We start from the raw sequence: 22,820 nt of genomic DNA on the forward strand, positions 1-22,820 counted from the left end.
TGGTTGCCGCCCGCCGCCGTCGAACCGGCCGGACTCACGCTACGCGGACGAAGGACGCTCCCGACAGCCAGCTGATGGAGTGGACTTCGGTCTTGTAACCGTCCACGCCGCCGCTAACAACCTGGCCATTGCCGGCGTAGACGCCCACGTGGCCGGCGGTGATGACCAAGTCACCGGCCGCAGGGGTGCCCACCACGGTGCCGTACGCGAAGAATTGCGTGGGTGCCAGGTCTCCCACGCTCTTGCCCACCGAGCGCAGTGCCTTCTCCACCATGGCGGTGCAGTCCTGCTGAACGCCGAGCTGCGAATAGGCGGAAGCCAGGATGGCAGCGCCGAGCGAGCCGGACGGTGCCTGTGCCGCCGGGGCGGCGGTGGAAGCCAGCTGGACGCCGGTGTTGGCCGGGGCGGTGGGCGCTGCGGCCGCCTTCGCCACCGGAGCCGGAGCCGGAGCAGTGTAGCCGGCACCCGGGATCTGGATCTGGTCACCGGGGTAGATGATGGTGGTCAGCGACAGGCCGTTCACAGCCAGGACGTCGTTCAGGGCCACGCCGTAGGCGGCGGAAATTGCGCCCAGGGTGTCGCCTGAGACGACCGTGTGGACGGTGGCTGCGGCGGCCGGAGCGGCAGCCGCGGCCGGTGCAACGGCGGCCGGTGCAGCTGCCGGTGCGCTGGTCTGGCCCTGCACATTGACGGTCCCGGACGAGTCCGGGCCGTGGACACCGGCCTGCGCCGGGGTGCCAACGCTAAAGAGCAGCCCGGACGCGGCAACTGCGGCAAGTGCGGGCCGGCCGAACGTCAGTGCGCGGGCTTTGGCCGAGGAAGACAGGCCAACCAGAACGGTGGGGCGGACAGAAGTCGCACGATGGCGTGCGGCAGTGGAGTTTTTTGACACGGGTAATCGCCTCTCCCATGCCTGCGGGGTGAGCTGTCGGGTTCGGGTCGGAGACACCCGGCCGGTTACGGCTCCGTACGGGACGGAGCAATATCGACTTAACCCCAAGGCTTCGGAACGAAGCCGTGGAAACGTGGTTCCCCCGTCCCTGCCAGTGAAAGTAACTGGGGTCCCGGTTCAGCGGCAGGGTTCGGCATACTGACGGGAATGCCCCGGCTTGAGCCAGGACACCGCTCGACCATAACCTCTGCTCTTTTGGAATGTCACATTCCGGTAACGGAATGTAGGCCAAAAAGCCACCTCATCTTCGGGTGGGGTTCTTCCCTGTGTGGAATGACGTTGCAGGTCAGGTCCCGATAGCGGTATATGCTGCGAAAGCTGGTGCCGCGTGATTGAAATCACGTAACAAAAGAGGCCGTCTTGCGTTTTGATCCTCAGATTGAGGCCTGATGCGTGGTAGTTCGGGCCTACCTTGGGGCTGCTGAGGGAGGGATCTCTGCTGGATAACAATGTTGGACCAGGATCCACAAGGCAAGAGTTTTGCCCGGTAAGCTCACCAACTATGTCCCGGTTTGCTCAAAGAATGAGGCTGCCTGCCGTTGCGGGCCTGCTGGCGGTTGTTTTGGCGGCCCCGCTCGCCATGGCGCCTTCGCATGCCGACGACGATACTCCGCCAGGCGGTTACCCCTCCTGGCAGGACGTGCAAAACGCCAAGCAAAGCGAGGCCGGTAAAGCTGCGGAGGTCACCAGGATCAACGAACTGTTGAGTGGGCTGCAGACGCAGGCTGAGGCGCTGGGCGGCGCTGCCGTGACGTCCGCTGCCGAGTACGCCGCGGCGGACGCAGCGCTCCAGGCTGCCAGCTCAAGGGTCGACGTCCTCACCGCACAGACTGAACGCGCCACGGCGGAACTCGGGCAGTACAAAAAGGAAATCGGGGCCCTGGCAGCCCAGTCGTACAAGACCGGCGGCACCAATATGGGATTCTTCGTAGCCCTCGACGCCGTCCAGACCAACAGCATCCAGGGTCTGAATATCGTCCAGATCGTCAGCGACAAGACCGCGGCACTGGTGAACAAATCCACGGCTGCCGAACGGGTCGCCAATGCCCTCGCCGATCAGGAAAGGGCAGCGAGGATTGAACGCGAACGGCTGTCAGGGGAAGCCAAGAGCAAGCTCGACGCCGCCCAAGCGGCCCAGCAGGCCATGTCACGGCAGGTTGCGGAGCAGCAGGAGCACAGCCAGGAACTGACCGCGCAGCTGGCATCCCTCAAGGGCACCACTGCCGCCGTCGAAGGGGAGTTCCGGCAGGGCCAGGCGGCTTTGGCTGCCTATGAGACCGCGCAGGCAGCTAAGCGCGCCGCAGCGCAGGAACAGGCCCGCCAACAGGCCGAGGCGGCGGCCAAGGCCGCGGCCCTGGCCGCCGCCCAGAAGCCGGTAAACCCAGGGCCCGCCGCACCGGCCGCCCCAGCTGCACCGGCGGCGCCGGCGCCGGTTCCGGCTCCTGTCCCAGGTCCGACGCCCAGCCCGCCGCCCGTCGTCGTCCCTTCCGTTCCTGGCGGTGCCGTCAACGACCCCGCCGGAGCCAAGAGTTACGCTTCGGGCCGGCTGTCCGCCTATGGCTGGGGCCAGGACCAGTTCCTGTGCCTGGCGCAGCTGTGGACCAAGGAATCCAACTGGCTGACCACGGCCACCAACCCCTACTCCGGCGCTTACGGGATCGCCCAGGCGCTGCCCGCTGGGAAGTACGCCAGCGCCGGCAGCGACTGGCTCACCAATTACCGGACGCAGGTCGAGTGGGGCCTCGGGTACATCCGGGACCGCTACACGTCTCCGTGCGGGGCCTGGAACCACTCCGTCCAATACAACTGGTACTGACCCGGCCGGGCGCTGACGCGAAGGCTAGGCGGAGTCCGGTGCTGGTTTGGCAAATTCGGCGGCGCTGACGAATTCAATGCCGACGAAGGCCTGGTCGCCGTCCACCCAGGAGTCATGCCCCGGTGGAATGGTGTAGGAATCACCAGCGGCGATACTGGTCCGCCGCCCATCCATTGTTTCGACCGTGAGTGCCCCGGACACGCAGTATCCGACGTGGTTCACCTGGCATGACGCTGGTCAGACTGCATCAAGCCCGTGGTTCAAACGGATTACCAGGTGGCATCTGAGGCGCTTACGAGTGACAGCATGCTCCGTTGAGTGCCACTTGTCGAGTCCTGCGAAGATGCCGCGGCGCTAGGCTTTTCCCATGGCTGACTTTGAGCGGTTCCGGATCCTGCTGGAGGAAGAGCGTGCGCGAAAGCTTGCCCTGCTTCCGGCGCTGCGGGCCGATATTTCCTCAACCAATGCTGCACGCCAGGACTCCAATGTCGACGACGAGCACGACCCCGAGGGTGCCACCATCGCCTTCGAGCTGTCCCAGGCCTCGGCCTTGCTGCAACAGAGCAGCTCCGGCCTGGCCCAGGTGGAAGCTGCCCTGCAACGGGTGGCCGATGGCACCTACGGCGTGTGCGAGGTATGTGGCGTGCCTATCGCCGAGGGCCGCCTGGAGGCCAGGCCCTGGACCCCCTATTGCCTGGAGCATGCCTCCACCGGCCGCCGCGGACGGTAGCCGTGAACCAGACAGTCCTGGATGCCGCGGACTTCATTGATGCCACCCTGCAGAACGAAGGAGCCTGGTACCGGGCGGACGAGGTGGAGTCCAAGATGGGCGGTGCCCTGGGCTCCTATGGTGCGTCGGTGGGGGCGGTCCGGGGAACCGTCCGCGACGCCAGACGGAAGTTCAAGGACCTGGACCACGATGACGTGGTGGCCTTGGCCTCACTGCTCTGGGGCCTACCAGGTCCCGGCAGGAAGCCCGTCTATGAGCGTCGCCTCGCCGCTGTGGTGCTGCTGCAGTCCCGGGTGGCCATGCTGCGGCACATGGACCTGACCAGGCTCGAGGGCTTTATCAGATCCGCGCACAGCGGTGAGCTGGTAATCCCGCTGATCAACGACGTTGTAGTCCCGCTCCTGAAGGCGCTGGACGGACCTGGCCGGCATCGCGCCGACGTCGTGATCACCCGCTGGAGCCAGGACCCCGATGGCTGGATCCGCCACGCAGCATCCCTGACCGCAGAAGTAGCCTGAACACCTGAGAGAAGGAGACGGAAATGAGCGATCCCTACGACCTGGAGCGTTTTGTCGAGGCCCAGGACCACGGCGGCACCTACAGCCGGGCCTTGGCCGAATTGCAGCTGGGCAGGAAGACGGGCCACTGGATGTGGTTCATCTTCCCGCAGATTGCCGGGCTCGGCAGCAGCCCCACGTCGGTCAGGTACGCCATCAATTCGCTGGAAGAAGCGCAGGCGTACTTGAAGCATGATGTCCTGGGCCCGCGCCTGCTGGAGTCCGCAGCCGCCATCGACACGCACGCCGGCCGCCCGGCCACGGACATCCTCGGCGGCATCGACGCCAGGAAGCTGCACTCTTCGATGACACTGTTCCTGCGTGCCGCGCCCGGGGAGACCATCTTCAAGACCGTGCTGGCCGACTTCTTCGACGGCCAGCCGGACCCCGCCACGGACTCCCTTCTGGCGGCTGACAGGGACTGACCGGGCGGACGGACGCTCCCGACCTCCGGGTCAGTCCTTCCGCACCTCCACGAGTTCCACCTGCTGCACGAGGCCGCCGTCAACCACCGCAGTCATGTACGTGCAGACCGGCTGGCGCCGGCGGTCCGTCGGCGAACCGGGATTGAGCAGGCGCAATCCGCGCGGGGTAGTGGTATCCCACGGTATGTGGCTGTGCCCGAAGACCAACACGTCGGCGTCCGGATAATGCGACTCCGCGCGTTCGCTACGCCCCCTGGCCGGGCCGGTCTCATGCACCATGGCAAACTGCACGCCTTCCAGTGTGACGGCCACCTTTTCCGGAAGCCGCCGGCGGAGTTCCGGCCCGTCGTTGTTGCCGTACACCCCTATGAGGCGCTGGCTTCGCCGCTCAAATTGGTCCAGCAGTTCCGCTGTCACCCAGTCTCCGGCATGGAGCACCACGTCGGCGCTTTCGACGGCGGCCCAGACCTGCGCGGGCAGGTCCCGGGCGCGGTGGGGAACATGGGTGTCGGAGACGAGTACGAGGCGCAGCGTCATGACTGAATCCTGCCACGTTGCCCGGCACCGGTGGGCTTCGTGGATCCGTTTGGCGGCCCTGACCGCCGGCCTCTGCTGGGCCCCCGGATTCAATGCGGCATCCGCATAGAACTTTCCCACGCGATGATCTCCCGTCTCAGGGAGAAGGTCGACGAGGAACACATTCCCGTCGTCCAGGGTGACATGACCGAGGCTGCCGCGGGCGAGAACTTTGCGCTGGCGTTCCTGGTGTTCAACACCATCGCGAACCTCCTGACCCAGGACGACCAGGTCCGGTGTTTCCAGAATGCCGCCCGTCATCTTGCACCTGGCGGGCGATTCGTCGTCGAACTCTGGGTACCGCAACTGCGTTCCTTGCCGCCCGGACACGGCGGGACCGTTGAGGTAAGCAAGCCCGGGTACCTTCTGGTCGACACGTATGACGTGCTCAACCAGTTCGTCGTCTCACACCACGTGCGGTTCGGCCCGGAACTTGTCGATGGGCGTCAGGCACGCATCGGGCGGACACCCCACCGCTACATCTGGCCCAGCGAACTCGACCTGATGGCGCAATTGGCAGGATTTAAGCTGGAATCCAGGTGGGCGGACTGGGACGGCAGCGAATTCACCGCGGATTCCCGCAGCCACGTCTCGGTGTACCGGCTCACCGAAACCTGAGGCCCGAAATGCACCCTGTTACGGCCTGCTGTTGAGTCGTACTCTGGGGCTGGGAGGTGATTGCCATGGAGGCAGCTCAGGGTGACAGGATCATCGTCAGGGGAAGGACCGTCGGGTCGACCGACCGGCACGGTGTCATCCTTGAAGTCAAAGGACAGGAAGGCCATCCGCCTTACCTGGTCCGCTTTGACGACGGCCACGAGACCGTTATGTATCCCGGCGGGGACTTCGCCGTCGACAAGCCGCACGGGGAATAGGGCCATCTGATTCTGCGTGCCGCCGGCAGGTACATGTCAGACTGGAGCCATGGATCATCCCGTGACCGCACGCCCGTCCGGCACCGACGCCCATAATCCGCACCGTCAGCAACCTCCTGCCAGGACGGGTCCCCGTGATCCCGGCGATGCCTGGGTGGAAGGGGCCCGCGGGCGTTTCTGGGGCAGGTTCGGTGCAGCCGGGGTGCTCGCCTACGATCCGGACCGGGGCGTGCTCCTGCAGCACCGCGCCCAGTGGAGCCACAACGGCGGAACGTGGGGGCTTCCCGGCGGAGCGCTGCACCAGGGCGAGGATGCAGTTGCAGGCGCGCTGCGGGAGGCCCACGAAGAAGCCGCCGTGCCCGGGGAGAACGTCAGCGTCCTGTTCACGTCCGTGCTGGACGTCGGCTACTGGTCCTACACCACGGTGGTCCTGTTCGTCACGGATCCCTTTGAGCCCGTCATCAGCGACCCCGAAAGCATTGAACTGCTCTGGGTTCCGCTGGCCGAGGTCGACGCCAGGGAACTGCACCCAGGCTTCGCCGCCGCCTGGCCTGGGTTGCGGACGCGCATGCTCTCATTGACGGACGCCCGCCTTTAGGGGCACCCCCAGGCTACTTGGCCGTCAGGTGTCCTGGCCGTACTCCGCGGTGACCAGGATAGGCAGGTGATCGGACTTGCCGCGGGGCAGCGTCTCCACGCTTTCGATGTCCAGGCCCAAGGACGTGGCGAAGTCGAAGTGGCCCTTGAAGACCTTGTAACGGGTGTAGGTCCGCCGATCGCTGAGGGACAGCGCGTAGCCGGAGTCCTTCATGTGGGCATGAAGGTTCTTAGTGAAGAACGGGTAGTTGAAGTCACCCACCATCAGCGTCATGAGTCCGCTGCCCATGCTCAGCAGTTCAGCGTGGGCAGCATGGATCTGGTGCCGCCGCAGGGAGTTGGAGGCGGTGAGCGGAGCGGCGTGGAAGGAACCGATGACCAGTTCGTGCTGGGTTTCATTGTCCACCACACGGGTTCCGATGAGCCGTTCGTGGGCGGGCGCCAGCACACGGTCGTGCATGGACTTCTTCAGCGCGAAAGACTGCGTGTTGACGGCCGTAAAGCGGCTCGCCCGGTAGTAGATGGCCAGCCCCAGCCGGTTGCCCTTGGTGGTGTCGGCCAGGTGCAGGGGGCCGAGGGTTTCGGGCAGGTCGGCGGAATCGACTTCCTGCAGGCACAGCGCATCGATCTCAAAGTTCCGGGCGAGGGCCAGGAGTTCTCCGCTCGCCTTGTGCTTCCGGAGGTTGTAGCTAATGACGCGCATCGGACACCTCTTCTCGAGGGTTGCTGACAGGACCAGTTCCTGAGTCTACTTTGAACGCACTCTGCAGGTGCCAACATTTCGCCGCGTCCGGGCAAAGCGTCCTGAGCGAACCGATAGAGTTAGTGGCGATTCACCCAGAACCACGGGAAGGGCCAACGTTGACCAGAGATCTGCCCGAACTTGCCGACGGCAACTTCTACTACCAGGCGTTGGGCGGCGGCCGGTTCCGCTCCACTATCCACGCCCAAGGGGCCTGGAACGAGCACGAGCAGCATATGGCCCCGGCCTCCGGCCTGATGGCAGACAGCCTTGAGCGGCACCATCCCCGCCGGGACATGAGGATGGCCCGTCTCAGCTACGAGATCCTGGGGCTGATCCCCGGCGGCGAATTCCACATCGAGACCTCCACGCTCCGGCCGGGCAGGACCATCGAGCTGCTTCAGGCCGAGCTCATCGCCAACGGCCGGGTGGCCATCCGTGCCACCGCCTGGCGCCTGGTCACCAGCGACACAAGCGCTGTGGCCGCCGTCGAGGACTCCACCATTGCCACGCCGGATGAATGCAAGCCGTACGACGGCGCCAGTGTCTGGCCGGGTGGGTATATCCGGTCCCTGGAAATGCGCGTCGCAGAGGGGCACCGGCCCGGGGCCGGCACGGTCTGGCTTCGGACCGCCCACCCGCTGACCGACGCCGCCGACACCGGAGACCTCGCCCGGCTGATGGGCATGGTGGACACGGCCAACGGGATCGCAGCACGCGTCCCGCCGGGAAAGGACAGCTACGCGTTTCCCAACCTTGACCTGCAGATCCACATGTACCGGCGTCCACAAGGTGAGTGGCTGGGACTGGAGAACGCGGTGTCGTTCGGGACGGACGGAATTGGCCTTACCTCCACGGTTCTGCACGACATCTCCGGGCCGTTCGGCCGTGCCGAACAGATTCTGACGCTGCGCAAGACCTGAAGCGGGCCCCGGGTCCTTCACTGCCGCCCGCGGGCCAGTTAGCCGGTTCCCTCGGCCTGGCTATAAGACCGGACAGCAGTGTCGATGGTCGGAAAGAAGTGGTCCACGGTAAATCTTGCCGACGCGCCGAACCGGACCAGCCGGTCCTTGATAGGCCCCTTCAGCTCGGCAAAGACCAAATCGATTCCGTCCTGCGCCAGTTCGTCATCGAGTTTGGCCAGTTCGTCCAGCGCCGTGGTGTCCAGGCCCGTAATGGGTTCGGCCGCCACAATGACACACTTCACGGGCCAGGGTGCATCGTCCACCAGGCCGCGGATGTGGTCGGCAAAGACTTCGCCATTTGCAAAAAACAGCGGCGCGTCGAAGCGTGCGATGATCAGGCCCTTGATTCGCCTGCCTTCGGGATGCCGCTCGAGGTCGTGAAAGCCGGGCACATCCTCCAGGTTCGCCAATTCAGTGCGGTAAGGATCCCAGGCGCGCTGGACGAAGGCGACCAGGGACAATCCAATGGCAAGGACTATGCCCTCCAGGACGCCCACGAAGGCGACGCCGAGGAACGTGACGATCAGGAGGACGGACTCCATCCGGCTCATGCTGAAGAGCCGGATCAGTGCCTTCACGTCAACCAGCGAAGCGGCAGCCACAATCACCACTGCGGCGAGCGTGGCCGTGGGCAGCAGGGCCGTGACCCCCGGGGCGGCGATCATAAAAAGCAGCACCAGCAAGGCCGCCACCACACCGCTAAGCTGCGTTTTCGCGCCGGCGTCGATCACGATCGGAGTGCGTGACGAACTTCCGCACACGGGAAAGCCGCCCAGGAACCCGGTAGCCACGTTGGCGATGCCGAGGGCGCCCATTTCCTCATTGCCGTTGACCCTCGCCCCGCGGCGTCCAGCAAGGCTTTTTGACAACGTAGAGGTGTCCGCGAAGGCAATCAGGGCGATACCGGCGGCCGGGCCTGCGAGCGCCAGGATGTCGTTGATGCCGATCCCACCGAGGGCGGGCGCGGGGAGGCCCGGAGGCAGGGCGCCGACCACCGGCAACTGCCCGCTGAGCTGCAGCGCGCCGACGGCGGCGATGGAGCCGGCCACGGCAAGCAGGACGCTGGGAATGCGCCACGGAAGAAACCGGCCCGCCACGATGACGGCGAGGCTCCCTGCGCCTACGGCAAGGGCAACGGGGTTGATTCCCTCACGGCCGACGACGTCGGCCAGGGACATGAGGCGCGCCAGCAGGTTGTCGCCCTCTATGGAGATACCCAGCAACCGCGGAAGCTGGCTGACGATGACGGCGAGCGCGATGCCGTTGAGGTAGCCGATGCGGATTGGCCTGGATAGCAGTCCTGTCACGAACCCCAGCTTGAAAATCCGCCCGGCGATCAGGAACACTCCGATCAGGATGGCGAGCACACCGGCCATGGCAACGGCCTCTTCAGGATTGCGGCCGGCCAGCGGAAGAATTGCCGCCGCGATCATGGGTGCCAGTGCTGAGTCCGGGCCGACGATGACCACTCGTGAGGGCCCAAAGATGGCGTAGAAGATCATCGGCACCACAGAGGCGTACAGGCCTGTCACGGCCGGCAGCCCGCTTGCCTCGGCATAGGCCATCCCGGCCGGAATGAGCGCCGCACTCAATGCCGCCCCGGCGACCAGGTCCGGTTTCAACCAGGAGCGTTGGTAGTTCCGTACCACGTCGATGGCCGGGACCGCCGTGCTGATCCAGTTGCTGTGCATGGGAGCGGTAGTCAGTTGGTCCGGAACACGAGCCAGCCCACCAGCGTGGAGAGCCCGGTCAGCACGGCTCCCCAAAGCATGTCCACCACGATGAGCTGCAACGGCCAGGTTTTGAGGGTCGCAGCGTTGGTCAGGTCATAGGTGGCATAAGCGAAGGCGCCCAGCGCGGCGCCGTAGCCGACGGCGGTCAGCCAGCTGCCGCCGTCGAGCGCTGGCCGCAGCGCAAAGAAGACAATTCCCGCGATGTAAATGACATAGAAGGCCACGGCGTAACCTAGGTGTGGTTTGTCCGCCAGCAACTCGCCGATGTGGCTCCGGTAGAAGGGGTTCATCAGCTTCAGCCACACGGCGTCAATGGCTGCGAACGCGGCGGCGACAACGAGGAATTGCAATATGACCATAAGGGAGCTTAGCAACATGCAGGAAGCCGGAACCGGAGGGCCACACCTCACCGTGGTGCGGCAGGAACGGTCGCTGGGCGCGGCGGAGGACCTTGACCTTGCACTGGACCTGCTGGGCCAGGCAAAGACCGGCAGGATCGGCTCCACCCTCCGCCTGTACCGTCCCGCCCCCACGGTTGCGTTCGGCCAGCGGGACACCAGGCTTCCGGGTTTTGAGGCCGCCGCCCAGGCCTGCCGCAACCGCGGCTTCGAGCCCCTCGTGCGCAAGGCGGGCGGGCGGGCAGCGGCCTACCACCAAGGCACCCTTGTCGTGGACCATATCGAACCCCATGCTGATGCGATCGCCGGCTCCAAGACCCGGTTCGGCTTCTTCGGTGAACTGCTGGCGCAGGCCCTGCGGAGCGCGGGCGTGCAGGCAGCCGTGGGCGAAATCCCGGGGGAATACTGCCCGGGGGAGTTCAGTGTCCACGGCACGGACCCGGCCGACCCGGCGCACCGGGTCAAGCTTGTCGGCACCGCCCAGCGTGTGGTGGCGGGCGGGTGGCTCTTCAGTTCCGTGATCGTTGTGGAGGACTCCGCTCCTATCCGCGGGGTGCTGACCGACAGTTACGCGGCGCTGGGCCTGGACTGGGACCCGGCAACCGCCGGCGCGGCCAACGATCTGGTGCCCGGGCTCGACGTCCAGGCCGTCGAGGATGCCCTGCTGTCCACCTATGCGGGCTACTCCTCCCTCCGGTTTGCCGATTTCAGCAGCTACGCCGGATTGGACAGCGGGACAGCGTAGCCCGCACGGCCGCCTGCCTCCCGGCTGTCAGCGGCCCGGGGGCTGTCAGTGGCCCCTGGCGATCCACTCGTCCAGGTGGGGAGCCTCGGCACCGATGGTGGTGCTGTCGCCGTGGCCCGTCCGTACCACCGTCTCCGGGGGGAGCGGCAGCAACCACGACCGGATGGAGTCGATGATCGTGGGGAAGTCGCTGTAGGACCTGCCCGTGGCGCCGGGCCCACCCTGGAACAGCGTGTCGCCGGTGAACACGGTGCCTCCGGCGTCGGGCCCATCCGGCAGATGGAAGGATACGGATCCGGGCGAGTGCCCAGGCGTGTGGAGGGCCTTGAGCTTCGTCCCACCTACCTCGAAGATGTCGCCGTGGCTGATGTCGCGGTCGGGATCCACCTCCGGGTAGACGTTCCGCCAGAGCATCCAGTCACCCTGGTGGAGATGGATGGGCGCCTGCACGAGGTCCCAGAAGTCGCCAACAGACCCGATGTGGTCATCATGGCCGTGGGTGAGCAGGATGGCCTTCAGCGTCCGTCCGCCCACTGCGGCGGCGACGGCCTTGGCGTCGTGCGCAGGGTCGATGACGATGCACTCCTGGTCATCGCCCACAATCCAGACGTTGTTCTCCACGTCCCAAGTGCCGCCGTCGAGCGAAAACGTCCCGGACGTCACGAGGCGGTCGATCCGAAGGCTCACAGCTCCACCACCGAACGCAGCACGGAACCGGAATGCATCTTGTCGAAAGCTTCCTCCACCTGGTCGATGGTGATCCGTTCGGTGACGAAGGCGTCGAGGTCCAGCTTCCCCTGCCTGTAGAGGCTGATGAGCATCGGGAAGTCCCGCGACGGGAGACAATCGCCGTACCAGGACGACTTCAGCGACCCGCCCCGGCCGAAAAGGTCCAGCAGCGGGAGTTCCAGCGTCATCTCTGGCGTAGGGACGCCAACCAGGACCACGGTTCCGGCGAGGTCGCGGGCGTAGAACGCCTGTTTGTAGGTTTCGGGACGTCCAACGGCGTCAATCACCACGTCTGCGCCGAAGCCGCCGGTAAGCTCGCGGATCTTTTCCACCGGATCGGTGTCCGAAGAATCAACGGTGTGGGTGGCGCCGAGTTCCCGGGCGCGCTCCAGCTTCTTCGCGTCAATGTCGACGGCAATGATCGTGCTGGCGCCGGCAAGCGCGGCGCCGGCGATGGCGGCCACACCCACGCCACCGCAGCCGATGACGGCCACTGAGTCGCCGCGTTTGACGCCGCCGGTGTTGATGGCGGCGCCAATCCCGGCCATGACGCCGCAGCCGAGCAGTCCGACGGCGGCAGCATCGGCGTCGGGGTCCACCTTGGTGCACTGCCCGGCGGCCACCAGGGTCTTTTCAGTGAAGGCGCCAATGCCCAGGGCAGCGGACAGTTCAGTGCCGTCCTCCAGGGTCATTTTCTGGGTCGCGTTGTGCGTGTTGAAGCAGTACTGCGCCTCGCCGCGGTTGCACGCACGGCAGTTGCCGCAGACGGCGCGCCAGTTCAGCACCACGCGGTCGCCGGCGGCCACGTCCGTGACGTCCGGGCCCACTGCTGAGACAATTCCGGTGGCCTCGTGGCCCAGCAGGAAGGGGAAGTCGTCGCTGATGCCGCCGAGCTTGTAATGCAGGTCAGTGTGGCAGACACCGGAAGTGATGATGTCCACCAGGGCCTCACCGGGTCCCGGATCCGGGACCAGGATGGTTTCCAGCGTGACCGGGGCCCCCTTGGAACGGGCTACGACACCTTTGACTTTATGGACCATGGAAGGCTCCCTAATGCAGATAGACAGAACGGGACCAACAGTGAATGTTGGTCCCGTTCTGTCTATCACGCCAGGCCCGGGGGTGTCCGGTCCGGCACTAGGCAGCCAGGCGGCTCTTGACCTCAGCGGCTGAGGGGTTGGTGGCAGCAGTGCCGTCCGGGAAAAGCACGGTGGGGACGGTCCGGTTGCCGCCGTTGAGCTGCTCCACGAGTTCGGCCGTGCCATCAACTTCCTCGATGTTGATTTCCGTGTAGCCGATGCCCTGCGCGTCCAGCTGCTTCTTGAGCCGGTTGCAGTAGCCGCACCAGGTGGTGGAAAACATGGTGATGGTGCCGTTCTCGGGGGTAAAGTCCACGGAGCTCTCCTAAATCAGTAAGGGGGTTCGTTCCCATCAACGGTAACCCGCGGCCCACTATTCCCCGGAGCCGATGGCCCCGGATGACAGTGAATAGCAGCAATGGCATGCTGGTGCCATGTGTGGACGCTATGTGATGGCACGTGCCGTGGGGGACCTGCTGGCTGAATTCGATGCCCAGCTCGAGGAGGACGTCGAGTTGCCGCCGTCGTGGAACGTTGCGCCAACCGATGACGTTCCCATAGTCCTGGAGCGCCTGATTGACGACTCCACCGTCCGCCAGTTGCACGTGGCCCGCTGGGGCCTGGTGCCGTCCTGGGCCAAAGACCCCGGCATCGGGTCCAAAATGATCAATGCCCGCTCCGAAACGGTCCTGGAGAAGCCTGCGTTCCGCAAAGCCGTCCAGTCACGCCGCTGCGCGGTCCCGGCGGATGGCTACTACGAGTGGAAGCAAGGCACAGGCAAGGCGAAGCAGCCCTACTACGTGCACCCGGGCGAAGGCAGCGGGCTGGTGTTCGCCGGCCTGTACGAATGGTGGAAGGATGCCTCAAAGGCCGAGGGCGAGCCGGGGCGGTGGCTGCTCTCCACCTCCATCCTGACCGCTGACACACCGCCGCCTGGATCGGAGTCAACTGTCTTCGGCAAGCTCACCGCCCTGCACGACCGGGTGCCGCTGCCCATGGACCGGGCCACCATGGAGTCGTGGATCGACCCGCAGATTGACGATGCAGCCTTCCTGGTGGACCTGGTCCGCGCCCATGTGAAGGATGTGGCAGGGGACTGGCGCGTGGATTCCGTTGGCCGGGAAGTGGGAAATGTCCGCAACAATTCCCCGGAACTCATCCGTCCCGTCGAGGCGCTGTTCTAGGCCAAGCCGTTCGTTCGTTGACCCATCCCTGACCCGGGTGCGGCTGGGGTTCCTGACTCCTAGACGGTGACCTTGCCGGCGTCGTCCACTGCCCATGTGGGGTTGTAGGCAATTTCCCAGCGGAAGCCGTCCGGGTCCGCGAAGTAGCCGCTGTACCCTCCCCACGGCTGGGTGACCGGCTCGGCAACGATACTCGCCCCGGCAGCAGCGGCTTCGGCCATGACCCGGTCCACTTCTTCCGTGCTGGCCAGGTTGTGGCTGAGCGTGATGCAGGGGACCGGCCCTGGCGCATCAACTCCGGCCTCGGCCTGCATTTGGCCGGCGTTCCACAGGGAGAGGATGAGTCCGTGGTTGACCTGGATGAATAACACGTCATCAGGGAATTCCTTGTGCACGGGCCAGCCAAGGCCTTCGGCATAGAAGCGGCGGGAGGCGGCTACGCTGCGCACACCTAGTGAGATGAAGTCGACTCTGGGCTGCATGCTTCGATACTGTCAGAAGATGGCGACAATTCAAGGAAACGATAGGGACGCGCTGGCCGACAAGGAACAGCTCGCCGCCGTGCGGATTGCAGTCGACGAGGTGGATGACCAGATCGTCACCCTCATTGCCCGGCGCGAACGGCTGATCAGGATTGCCGGAACCCTCAAGGGGGACGACGCCGAAGTCCGGGCCCCCGGCCGGGTGGAGCGGATCATTGAACACGTCAGGTCCGCCGCGGAAAAGAAGGACATCGATCCGGACATCGTGGAGTCAACGTACCGGGCCATGATCTCGGGATTCATCGAACTCGAGCTGAAGGTCCACAAAGAAAACAGCTGACACTGTCCCGGCAGTACCGAGCTGTTCCCAGTAATTCCAAGGCGCCCTGCCACCGGATGTGTTCCGGCAGGGCGCCTGCTCTTTTCCCTGGTTAGAGTGATTCCTCGACGGCGATGCCGGACTGGAATTCCCGGCCGTCGGCCTCACTGAACGCAGACATGATGTGTCCCTTGCCCAGCCCGTGGATAGCATCCATGGGGAAGACTCCGGTAATGGTGCTGCCCGAATGCGTGACTCCGCTGAGGTCGTAGTTCTCCTCGGTTCCCTGTTCATGGCTGAACGAGTAGAAGGCGATCGCCTCCCCGTTCATGAATTCAATGCCCAGCCGTCTTTGCGATGAGTAGTCAGGGCTGGCGGCCATAAGCCCCACCACGTACGCACCCGAGCCCGGGATGTTGCCTTCAATATCAAAAGTGGCCAGGAGCGTGGAGTCCTGGGCTTTGATGCTTACCTGCTTCAGGAGTGCGTCATTGGTGCTCATGCCACCATCCTGCTACCTGCCGTCCCGTCCGTCCACCCCTGTCTAGGTTTTGCCGGGGCACCGGCGTAGACTGGATTTATTCGAATATGTATTCGAACAGCCGTGTTCGAAACCCCGGGATGACTCGTCCCCGGGCAACGGTTCATTCAGTTCCGGGAGGCGCCCATGGGCATGTTCAGCGAAACAGTTGACGTCCTTTGCAGCGCATCCGGACAGCCGGTGTCCCTCCAGTGGGCAGGGCAGCACTACACCGTCTGCGCCGAACCTGTCCGGTGGTTCGAACGCAGGCAGTGGTGGGCCGAGGAAAGCCGCGCACCCCTGGGAAGCGGGCCGGGGCTGGTGGACCACGAAATCTGGCGGGTCCAGGTGCGGGCAGAACCAGCTGAAACCGGCCACCTGAAGCAAGAAACCCTCACCCTGGACCTGAGCCGCCACCTCGGAAGCGGCCGCTGGCGGCTGCTCCGGATCCATGACGCAATCCAACCCAGAACAGCATGACCTTCACACACCTCCACGTTTCCACAGCCTTCAGCGCCCACTACGGGGTGTCCTGGCCGGACGAACTCGCCCAGGTTGCTGCCTCTGACGCCGCCACCGCCCTCGCCTGCACTGACCGGGACGGCCTGTACGGCACCGTCAAACACCTCAAGGCCTGCATGGCAGCAGGGATTGACCCCATCGTGGGTGTTGACCTTGCGGTGTTCGACGACGAAGGCGACCACCGAACCCAGCTCGCCGGACGGGTGGTGGTCCTCGCCCGCGGCCACAACAGCGGTGCGGGCTATCGTGCGCTGTGCCGGCTCGTGTCCGACGCCCATGCCCGGACCTCCGGCAAAGCCGGGGGAGCAGTGCCGGTAGCCGTCACCCGCGCCGAACTCGCCTCCCGGACGCTTGACCCGAAAACCCTGAAGCCGGTCCTGACTGTCCTGATCGGCCCGGATTCCGACGTCGGACGTGCCATGGGCGGGCGGCGGTACCTGCGTCCCCGCACCCTCTTCAAACGCTGGCTTGATGCCATGCCGCGAGGAACCATGGTCGCCGAAGTGGTTTCCCAGCTGAGCTCGCCAGGCTCACCACTGAGCACAGCCCACGCGGTGCGGATGCTCAAACTCGCGGAGGAGCACCAGGTCCCGGCAGTGCTCACCAATGCCGTCCGGTACTGCGCCGAGGACGGCGCCGCCACGGCAGACGTCCTGGACTCGGCCCGCACACTGAAGTCACTGCCTGAACTGGCCGCAGAACCCCTCCTTCAGCCCAACGGGCAAGCCTGGCTGAAGTCGTCCGCCCAAATGCTCCAGCTGGGCAAGGAAATCATCGGCGCCGCAGGATACGGTGCGGCGGACCTCAAACAGCTCATGGCGCAGACAGAAGCGCTCGCCGACCTCTGCCGGATTGACCCCGTAACTGACATGGGCTGGAAGCAGCCCGTAGTCCCTGAAGCCTCGGTCATAGGTATCAGCCAGGACCCGCACCTTGAGCTGGTCCAGCGTTGCGAGGCCGGTATCGGCAAGAGGTTTCCCGGCGTATCCGGTACCGCCGAAAAGGAAATGCGCACGCGGCTGGAGCACGAACTGGGGATCATCCGGAACCTTGGGTTCTCCTCCTACTTCCTGACTGTTGCCGAGGTTTCGCGGATGATCATTGACATGGGAGTCCGCGCCGCCGCCCGGGGTTCAGGAGCTTCCAGCCTGGTCAACTACCTCACCGACGTCAGCCAGGTGAACCCCCTGCAGCATGACCTGATCTTCGAACGGTTCCTGTCCCAGGACCGGGCCACCCTGCCGGACATCGACATCGATGTTGAAAGCGCTGAGCGGCACAACGTATACCGGAGGATCTTTGACCGCTTCGGTGCCGAGCGCGTCACGCTGATGAGCATGCAGAACGGCTACCGTGCGCGCGGCGCTGTCCGGGATGCCGGCATGGCCCTGGGCATGGACGAGGGTGATGTCGGGGAGATCGCCAAGCAGCTGTGGCGTTTTTCCGCGCGCAAATTCCGCGAAGCGCTGGTGGAGAAACCTGAACTGCGCGAGTTCGCCGGCAGGGTGGAGCAACGGGAGTTCGCCGAAAACCAGCAGCTTGACCTGCTGGTGGACCTCACGGAACGGCTGGACCGGCTTCCCAGGCATATTTCCATGCACCCGTGCGGGGTGATCCTTGGTGACGCCACGCTCCTGGACCGTACCCCCGTGCAGCCCAGCGGACTGGGATTGCCCATGAGCCAGTTCGACAAACATGACATGGACCCCATGGGGATGCTCAAGCTTGACGTTTTGGGGGTCAGGATGCAAAGTGCCATGGCCTTCGCTGTCCGTGAGGTCATCCGGCTTCATCCCTCCAAAGCCGAAGTGGTTGCTGCGGGGGAACACCCAACGGGTCCGGAGGGAACTGGCCCGGACTACATCGCCCACAATGGCCTTATCAACCTCAACGCCGTGCCGCTGGACGACGAACCAACCTATGAACTGATCCGCAGCACCCACACCCTGGGATGCTTCCAGATCGAGTCGCCGGGCCAGCGGGAGCTCATTGGCAAGATGGCGCCGCGCGAATTTAACGACCTCATCATCGACATTTCGTTGTTCCGCCCGGGACCCATGAAATCGGACATGGTGCGCCCGTTCCTTGAACACCGCCACGGTTTTGCACCGGAGGTGTACCCCCACCCGGACCTGAAACCGGTTCTGCAGGAAACCCATGGCGTCACCGTCTTCCACGAACAGATCCTAAAGACCTTCGACGTCATGACGGGGTGCGGACTTGCCCGGGCGGACGAATTCCGGCGGGCCCTGGGCAACGAGGCACTCGAACCGAAGGTGGAGGAATTCTTCCGGAAGGAAGCCCGGGCAAAAGGCTATTCACCGGATGTCGTGGACAAGGTTTGGGGCACTTTGAAGGCTTTTGGAAGCTTCGGCTTCTGCAAAGCGCACGGTGCCGCCTTTGCCGTACCCACTTACCAGTCCGCCTGGCTGAAGGCGCACCATCCGGAGGCTTTCCTCGCCGGGCTGTGGGAGCACGATCCCGGGATGTATCCCAAACGGCTCCTGGTTGCCGAAGCCCGCAGGCTGGGCATCCCCATCCTGCCCCTTGACATCAACCGGAGCCAGGCCGAATACCGGGTGGAACGCGTGGGGCAGGGGCAGGACCGCTGCAAACTGGGCATCAGGCTGAGCCTAAAGGGCATTTACGGACTCTCCGGGGCCGAGCTTAAACGTATCGTGGCAGGGCAGCCGTATGACTCGCTGGCTGACCTGCGGGCGCGGTCCCGGCTGAGCAAACCCAGCATCAAGAGGCTTGCGCAGCTTGGTGCCTTTGATTCCCTGCACCGTGAATCCGGCGGCGCGGCCAACCGTGCAGACCTCGTCCAGCACCTGCAAAGGATGCAGTCAGCGGGAAGTGCACGGAAGGGCATCGAGGTGATTGAGGGACAACTGTCCTTGCCACTGGGTGACGTGGAACTTCGAAACGTCAAGCCCGGCCTTCCTGCGCCAACACTCGTGGATAACGTCCGGGCTGAGCTGGACCTGATGGCCATTGATGCCAGCGGGCACCTGATGGACAGCCATCGTCCCATGCTGGACAGGCTCGGCGTCACTACCTCGGACAAGCTCCTGGGCCTGCGCAATGGCACTGAAGTGCTGGTTGCGGGGGTGCGCATCGCCACTCAGACCCCGCCCATGCGTGGTGGGCGCCGCGTGGTTTTCATCAGTATCGACGACGGCACCGGCTGCATCGACTCGGTCTTCTTCCACGAAGCGCAGGAACAGGCAGGACTGCTGCTGTTCGGCACCAGGCTGCTGCTTATCCGCGGCACCACCAGGCGGACAGGTCCCCGGGGAATCAGCCTCAGCGCCAACATGGCCTGGGACCTGAGCCGGGTGGAGACCCTCCCGTTCCCGGCCTCCAGCCCCGAGACAACCGATGTACCCCATCCCCTGGACGGAATCAACCGCAACCTGGCCATCACCGGGATGGGTGGCTGAGTCGCTCCACCCCAGCCAAACGAGGCCCCCGGGGACTGCGGGTCCCGTTGGTCGGCCCCTTGGGAAACCGATAGCATTGACGATGGCTGGCTGTGGTCCCCGTACGCCACAAGCTATGAAGCCTTAACTTTGAATAGGAGACACCCGTGTCAGATGCCCAGCAGATCACCCTCATCGTCGATGGCGAAGAGACCAAGGTGACTACCGGGACAACCGGTGCGGAACTCTTCTTTGAGCGCCGCGACGTTGTTGTAGCCCGCGTCAACGGCGAGCTGAAGGACCTGGACCAGGAGCTGCCCGAAGGCGCCGACATCGAGGGCGTCACCATCGATTCCCCGGACGGCCTGAACGTCCTGCGCCACTCCACCGCCCATGTCATGGCCCAGGCCGTGCAGCAGTTGCGCCCCGAAGCCAAACTGGGTATCGGTCCCTACATCACCGACGGCTTCTACTTCGACTTCGACGTCGCGGAACCGTTCACCCCCGAGGACCTCAAGACCCTCGAAAAGATGATGCTCAAGATCATCAACCAGAACCAGAAGTTCGTCCGCCGCGTGGTTTCCGAGGACGAGGCCCGCGAATCAATGAAGAATGAGCCCTACAAGCTCGAACTTCTGGGCAAGAAGAACCAGGCTGCCGAGGCGGGCGAGGGCGTCAACGTCGAGGTCGGCGCCGGCGATATCACCATCTACGACAACGTCGAACGCAAAGAGGGCACCACTGTATGGTGCGACCTCTGCCGCGGCCCGCACCTGCCCAACACCAAGCTCATCTCCAACGCCTTCGCGCTCACCCGGTCCTCCTCCGCGTACTGGCTGGGCAACCAGAAGAACCAGCAGCTGCAGCGCATCTACGGCACCGCCTGGCCCACCAAGGACGCGCTGAAGGCCTACCAGGAGCGCATCGCGGAGGCAGAGCGGCGTGACCACCGCAAGCTCGGCGTCGAACTTGACCTCTTCTCCTTCCCGGACGAGCTGGGCTCCGGCCTGCCGGTGTTCCACCCCAAGGGCGGCATCATCCGCAAGGAAATGGAGGACTACTCGCGGCAGCGCCACGTCGACGCCGGTTACGAGTTCGTCTACACCCCGCACATCACCAAGGGCCATCTGTACGAAGTCTCGGGCCACCTGGACTGGTACAAGGAGGGCATGTTCCCGGCCATGCGCGTAGATGAGGAACTGAACGCTGACGGTACTATCCGCAAGCCGGCCCAGGACTACTACCTGAAGCCGATGAACTGCCCTATGCACAACCTGATCTTCCGCTCCCGTGGACGTTCCTACCGCGAACTGCCGCTGCGGCTCTTCGAATTCGGTTCCGTGTACCGCTACGAAAAGTCCGGCGTGGTGCACGGCCTGACCCGCGTCCGCGGCATGACCCAGGACGACGCCCACATCTACTGCACCCGCGAGCAAATGAAGGACGAACTCACCAAGACCCTGACGTTCGTGCTGGACCTGCTCAAGGATTACGGCCTGAACGACTTCTACCTGGAGCTCTCCACCAAGGACCCGGAGAAGTACGTCGGTGAGGACGCCGCCTGGGAGGAAGCCACCCGGACCCTCGCCGAAGTGGCAGAGGAGTCCGGCCTGGAACTGGTAGCGGATCCCGGCGGAGCAGCCTTCTACGGACCGAAGATTTCCGTCCAGGCCAAGGACGCGCTGGGCCGTACGTGGCAGATGTCCACTATCCAGCTGGACTTCAACCTGCCCGAACGCTTCGAGCTGGAATTCCAGGCAGCCGACGGCACCCGCCAGCGTCCGGTGATGATCCACCGTGCGCTGTTCGGGTCCATCGAGCGGTTTATGGGTGTCCTCACCGAGCACTACGCCGGCGCGTTCCCCGCGTGGCTTTCCCCTGTCCAGGTAGTGGGCATCCCGGTAGCCGAAACGTTCAACGAATACATGTTCGACGTCGTTGACCAGCTCAAGGCGGTGGGCATCCGCGCCGAGGTGGATACGTCGTCGGACCGGTTCCCGAAGAAGATCCGCACTGCCAGCAAGGACAAGATCCCGTTCGTCCTGATCGCCGGGGGCGACGACGCCGAGGCAGGCGCAGTGTCCTTCCGCTTCCGCGACGGAAGCCAGGACAACGGTGTGCCGGTGGCCGAGGCCGTCAAGCGGATCACAGAAGCCGTCCGTAACCGGACCAGCTAGCGGAAACGGATAAGAATACGGTGCAGGAGAACACAGGCGCAGGGCATCCAGGCGATTCCGGCGTGACCGACGACTTTGACCTCGCCGGTGTCCCGGATGCCTTTCAGCGCCTGTGGACTCCGCACCGGATGGCGTACATCAAGGGCGGCCAGCACCAGTTCAAGAATGAAAACGACTGCCCGTTCTGCGTGGGCCCCGGCCGGAGCGATGAGGAAGCCCTCATCGTCTACCGGGGGAAGACCTGCTATGTGGTGCTGAACCTGTTCCCATACAACCCCGGCCACCTCCTGGTTTGCCCCTACCGGCATGTGCCGGACTACACAGACCTCACGTTGGAGGAGACCGCCGAGTTCGCCGAGCTGACGCAGACCGCGATGAAAGTGCTGCGCAAGGTGTCGAACCCTGGCGGCTTCAACCTGGGCATGAACCAAGGTGTCGTGGGCGGCGCGGGGATCGCGGCGCACCTGCACCAGCACATCGTTCCCCGGTGGGGCGGGGACGGTAATTTCTTCCCGATCATCGCCCAGACCAAAGCCATCACCCAAACCCTCGACGAGGTGCGCCGGCAGGTGGCCGAGGCCTGGCCCGGGGAGACGGATGCTGAATAGGCACGCGCGCGGTTTCTTCACCGCGCTGTTTACACCGCTTGCCCGCTGGCTCCTGAAAATTGGTGTTTCCCCCGACGCCGTCACGGTGGTAGGTACGGTTGGCGTGGTGTCCGGCGCCCTGGTTTTCTACCCGCTCGGCCAGCTGTGGTGGGGAACGCTGTTCATTACGGCCTTTATCTTCTCCGATGTGCTGGACGGCATCATGGCCAGGATGCGGGACACCGGCGGGCGGTGGGGGAATTTCCTGGACTCCACGCTTGACCGGATCGCCGACGGTGCACTGTTTGCAGGCCTCGCCATCTGGTTCTTCACCGGTGGCGCGGACCTGGTGATTGGCATTGGAGCGATGGTCTGCCTTGTCCTGGGGATGGTGGTCTCCTACGCGCGTGCCAAGGCCGAATCATTGGGCTTTACCGCAAACGTGGGGATCGCCGAACGGGCCGAACGGCTTGTTTCGGTGCTGGTCGTTACAGGATTCACCGGTCTGGGCCTGCCTCTTATTGTCCTGCAGGCAACCCTCGCAGTGCTTGCCGTTGCCAGCCTCGTTACGGTGATCCAACGCATCGTTTCGGTCCGGCGCCAATCCCTGGCCGGAGCGGCAACAACGGATGAAGCCTGATTAAGCCCGCCGCCCGCAGTGGGACTAGTATTAGGACTGCCCGGTCAA

At 64.7% G+C, this 22,820-nt stretch carries 27 protein-coding genes and 1 riboswitch; of the genes, 16 read left to right on the forward strand and 11 right to left on the reverse strand.

Features of this window, described 5'->3' with window-relative positions:
* Positions 1-34: 34 nt before the first annotated feature.
* Positions 35-892 (reverse strand): LysM peptidoglycan-binding domain-containing protein, encoded by an 858-nt coding sequence (locus tag ACLKOZ_RS06430; RefSeq protein ID WP_436473702.1) that lies wholly within the window; start codon positions 890-892, stop codon positions 35-37.
* Positions 893-895: 3 nt separating this feature from the next.
* Positions 896-1,097, reverse strand: a riboswitch (cyclic di-AMP (ydaO/yuaA leader).
* Positions 1,098-1,475: 378 nt separating this feature from the next.
* Between ACLKOZ_RS06430 and ACLKOZ_RS06435 the strand changes: the two genes are divergently transcribed.
* Positions 1,476-2,768 carry a lytic transglycosylase domain-containing protein gene (locus ACLKOZ_RS06435; RefSeq protein ID WP_436473704.1) on the forward strand — a complete coding sequence of 431 codons (1,293 nt, stop codon included), beginning with the start codon at positions 1,476-1,478 and terminating at the stop codon, positions 2,766-2,768.
* A gap of 24 nt (positions 2,769-2,792) precedes the next feature.
* Here ACLKOZ_RS06435 and ACLKOZ_RS06440 read toward each other — a convergent pair whose 3' ends face one another.
* On the reverse strand, positions 2,793-2,990 hold the full coding sequence (locus tag ACLKOZ_RS06440; protein WP_436473706.1) for a cupin domain-containing protein: 198 nt from the start codon (positions 2,988-2,990) through the stop codon (positions 2,793-2,795).
* A gap of 145 nt (positions 2,991-3,135) precedes the next feature.
* On the opposite strand from ACLKOZ_RS06440, the gene ACLKOZ_RS06445 reads away from it, so the two are divergent.
* From ACLKOZ_RS06445 to ACLKOZ_RS06455, 3 genes are read left to right on the forward strand one after another with little or no spacing between them, the layout of a single operon-like run.
* Positions 3,136-3,498: a TraR/DksA family transcriptional regulator gene (locus ACLKOZ_RS06445; RefSeq protein WP_376046488.1), complete on the forward strand. Its 363-nt coding sequence runs from the start codon at positions 3,136-3,138 to the stop codon at positions 3,496-3,498.
* 2 nt (positions 3,499-3,500) lie between these two features.
* Entirely contained in the window at positions 3,501-4,016 is a 516-nt protein-coding gene (locus ACLKOZ_RS06450) for a DNA alkylation repair protein (RefSeq protein ID WP_436473708.1), read from the forward strand.
* A 23-nt stretch (positions 4,017-4,039) separates the two neighbouring features.
* A complete protein-coding gene (locus ACLKOZ_RS06455; protein WP_436473710.1) occupies positions 4,040-4,480 on the forward strand; it encodes a DUF1810 domain-containing protein in 441 nt (146 codons plus the stop codon).
* Positions 4,481-4,510: 30 nt separating this feature from the next.
* Here the strand turns inward: ACLKOZ_RS06455 and ACLKOZ_RS06460 are convergent, their stop codons facing one another.
* Positions 4,511-5,017 (reverse strand): metallophosphoesterase family protein, encoded by a 507-nt coding sequence (locus ACLKOZ_RS06460; RefSeq protein WP_436473712.1) that lies wholly within the window; start codon positions 5,015-5,017, stop codon positions 4,511-4,513.
* Between the two features lie 39 nt (positions 5,018-5,056).
* Here ACLKOZ_RS06460 and ACLKOZ_RS06465 point away from each other — a divergent pair, with 39 nt between their 5' ends.
* From ACLKOZ_RS06465 to ACLKOZ_RS06475, 3 genes are all read left to right on the forward strand, one after another.
* Positions 5,057-5,674: a class I SAM-dependent methyltransferase gene (locus ACLKOZ_RS06465; protein WP_436473714.1), complete on the forward strand. Its 618-nt coding sequence runs from the start codon at positions 5,057-5,059 to the stop codon at positions 5,672-5,674.
* 65 nt (positions 5,675-5,739) lie between these two features.
* Positions 5,740-5,931: a DUF1918 domain-containing protein gene (locus ACLKOZ_RS06470; RefSeq protein ID WP_337348129.1), complete on the forward strand. Its 192-nt coding sequence runs from the start codon at positions 5,740-5,742 to the stop codon at positions 5,929-5,931.
* A 61-nt stretch (positions 5,932-5,992) separates the two neighbouring features.
* On the forward strand, positions 5,993-6,529 hold the full coding sequence (locus tag ACLKOZ_RS06475; protein WP_436473716.1) for an NUDIX domain-containing protein: 537 nt from the start codon (positions 5,993-5,995) through the stop codon (positions 6,527-6,529).
* Between the two features lie 24 nt (positions 6,530-6,553).
* On the opposite strand, the gene ACLKOZ_RS06480 is transcribed toward ACLKOZ_RS06475, so the two are convergent.
* Positions 6,554-7,231, reverse strand: coding sequence for an endonuclease/exonuclease/phosphatase family protein (locus tag ACLKOZ_RS06480; protein WP_337348127.1), 678 nt, complete (start codon positions 7,229-7,231; stop codon positions 6,554-6,556).
* Positions 7,232-7,389: 158 nt separating this feature from the next.
* Between ACLKOZ_RS06480 and ACLKOZ_RS06485 the strand changes: the two genes are divergently transcribed.
* Positions 7,390-8,193, forward strand: coding sequence for a thioesterase family protein (locus ACLKOZ_RS06485; protein ID WP_436473718.1), 804 nt, complete (start codon positions 7,390-7,392; stop codon positions 8,191-8,193).
* A 38-nt stretch (positions 8,194-8,231) separates the two neighbouring features.
* Here ACLKOZ_RS06485 and ACLKOZ_RS06490 read toward each other — a convergent pair whose 3' ends face one another.
* Both ACLKOZ_RS06490 and ACLKOZ_RS06495 read right to left on the reverse strand, forming a co-directional pair.
* Entirely contained in the window at positions 8,232-9,926 is a 1,695-nt protein-coding gene (locus tag ACLKOZ_RS06490; RefSeq protein WP_436473719.1) for a SulP family inorganic anion transporter, read from the reverse strand.
* An 11-nt stretch (positions 9,927-9,937) separates the two neighbouring features.
* Positions 9,938-10,327, reverse strand: coding sequence for a DUF2177 family protein (locus tag ACLKOZ_RS06495; protein WP_337348125.1), 390 nt, complete (start codon positions 10,325-10,327; stop codon positions 9,938-9,940).
* Between the two features lie 16 nt (positions 10,328-10,343).
* Here ACLKOZ_RS06495 and ACLKOZ_RS06500 point away from each other — a divergent pair, with 16 nt between their 5' ends.
* Entirely contained in the window at positions 10,344-11,111 is a 768-nt protein-coding gene (locus tag ACLKOZ_RS06500; RefSeq protein WP_436474255.1) for a lipoate--protein ligase family protein, read from the forward strand.
* A gap of 45 nt (positions 11,112-11,156) precedes the next feature.
* Here ACLKOZ_RS06500 and ACLKOZ_RS06505 read toward each other — a convergent pair whose 3' ends face one another.
* The 3 genes from ACLKOZ_RS06505 to ACLKOZ_RS06515 all read right to left on the reverse strand — a co-directional run bounded on the left by ACLKOZ_RS06505 (position 11,157) and on the right by ACLKOZ_RS06515 (position 13,235).
* A complete protein-coding gene (locus tag ACLKOZ_RS06505) occupies positions 11,157-11,798 on the reverse strand; it encodes an MBL fold metallo-hydrolase (RefSeq protein WP_436473721.1) in 642 nt (213 codons plus the stop codon).
* A complete protein-coding gene (locus ACLKOZ_RS06510) occupies positions 11,795-12,880 on the reverse strand; it encodes an S-(hydroxymethyl)mycothiol dehydrogenase (RefSeq protein WP_436473723.1) in 1,086 nt (361 codons plus the stop codon). The genes ACLKOZ_RS06505 and ACLKOZ_RS06510 overlap by 4 nt, the downstream gene beginning before the upstream one ends.
* A 97-nt stretch (positions 12,881-12,977) precedes the next feature.
* Positions 12,978-13,235 carry a mycoredoxin gene (locus tag ACLKOZ_RS06515; RefSeq protein ID WP_310163639.1) on the reverse strand — a complete coding sequence of 86 codons (258 nt, stop codon included), beginning with the start codon at positions 13,233-13,235 and terminating at the stop codon, positions 12,978-12,980.
* Between the two features lie 118 nt (positions 13,236-13,353).
* On the opposite strand from ACLKOZ_RS06515, the gene ACLKOZ_RS06520 reads away from it, so the two are divergent.
* On the forward strand, positions 13,354-14,103 hold the full coding sequence (locus ACLKOZ_RS06520; RefSeq protein WP_436473725.1) for an SOS response-associated peptidase: 750 nt from the start codon (positions 13,354-13,356) through the stop codon (positions 14,101-14,103).
* 59 nt (positions 14,104-14,162) lie between these two features.
* On the opposite strand, the gene ACLKOZ_RS06525 is transcribed toward ACLKOZ_RS06520, so the two are convergent.
* Entirely contained in the window at positions 14,163-14,585 is a 423-nt protein-coding gene (locus ACLKOZ_RS06525) for a VOC family protein (protein ID WP_337348121.1), read from the reverse strand.
* Positions 14,586-14,604: 19 nt separating this feature from the next.
* On the opposite strand from ACLKOZ_RS06525, the gene ACLKOZ_RS06530 reads away from it, so the two are divergent.
* A complete protein-coding gene (locus tag ACLKOZ_RS06530; protein ID WP_337348120.1) occupies positions 14,605-14,925 on the forward strand; it encodes a chorismate mutase in 321 nt (106 codons plus the stop codon).
* Between the two features lie 91 nt (positions 14,926-15,016).
* Here ACLKOZ_RS06530 and ACLKOZ_RS06535 read toward each other — a convergent pair whose 3' ends face one another.
* A complete protein-coding gene (locus ACLKOZ_RS06535; RefSeq protein WP_337348119.1) occupies positions 15,017-15,406 on the reverse strand; it encodes a hypothetical protein in 390 nt (129 codons plus the stop codon).
* Between the two features lie 165 nt (positions 15,407-15,571).
* Here ACLKOZ_RS06535 and ACLKOZ_RS06540 point away from each other — a divergent pair, with 165 nt between their 5' ends.
* The 5 genes from ACLKOZ_RS06540 to pgsA all read left to right on the forward strand — a co-directional run bounded on the left by ACLKOZ_RS06540 (position 15,572) and on the right by pgsA (position 22,772).
* Positions 15,572-15,904: a DUF6504 family protein gene (locus ACLKOZ_RS06540; RefSeq protein WP_337348118.1), complete on the forward strand. Its 333-nt coding sequence runs from the start codon at positions 15,572-15,574 to the stop codon at positions 15,902-15,904.
* On the forward strand, positions 15,901-19,389 hold the full coding sequence (locus ACLKOZ_RS06545; RefSeq protein ID WP_436473728.1) for a DNA polymerase III subunit alpha: 3,489 nt from the start codon (positions 15,901-15,903) through the stop codon (positions 19,387-19,389). The genes ACLKOZ_RS06540 and ACLKOZ_RS06545 overlap by 4 nt, the downstream gene beginning before the upstream one ends.
* A 146-nt stretch (positions 19,390-19,535) precedes the next feature.
* On the forward strand, positions 19,536-21,545 hold the full coding sequence (thrS, locus tag ACLKOZ_RS06550; protein ID WP_337348116.1) for a threonine--tRNA ligase: 2,010 nt from the start codon (positions 19,536-19,538) through the stop codon (positions 21,543-21,545).
* 20 nt (positions 21,546-21,565) lie between these two features.
* Positions 21,566-22,153 (forward strand): HIT family protein, encoded by a 588-nt coding sequence (locus tag ACLKOZ_RS06555; protein ID WP_337348115.1) that lies wholly within the window; start codon positions 21,566-21,568, stop codon positions 22,151-22,153.
* Positions 22,143-22,772 carry a phosphatidylinositol phosphate synthase gene (gene pgsA, locus ACLKOZ_RS06560; protein WP_337348114.1) on the forward strand — a complete coding sequence of 210 codons (630 nt, stop codon included), beginning with the start codon at positions 22,143-22,145 and terminating at the stop codon, positions 22,770-22,772. The genes ACLKOZ_RS06555 and pgsA overlap by 11 nt, the downstream gene beginning before the upstream one ends.
* Positions 22,773-22,820 lie beyond the last annotated feature (48 nt).

The organism is Arthrobacter sp. R4, from assembly GCF_051365025.1.
Classification (GTDB): domain Bacteria; phylum Actinomycetota; class Actinomycetes; order Actinomycetales; family Micrococcaceae; genus Arthrobacter.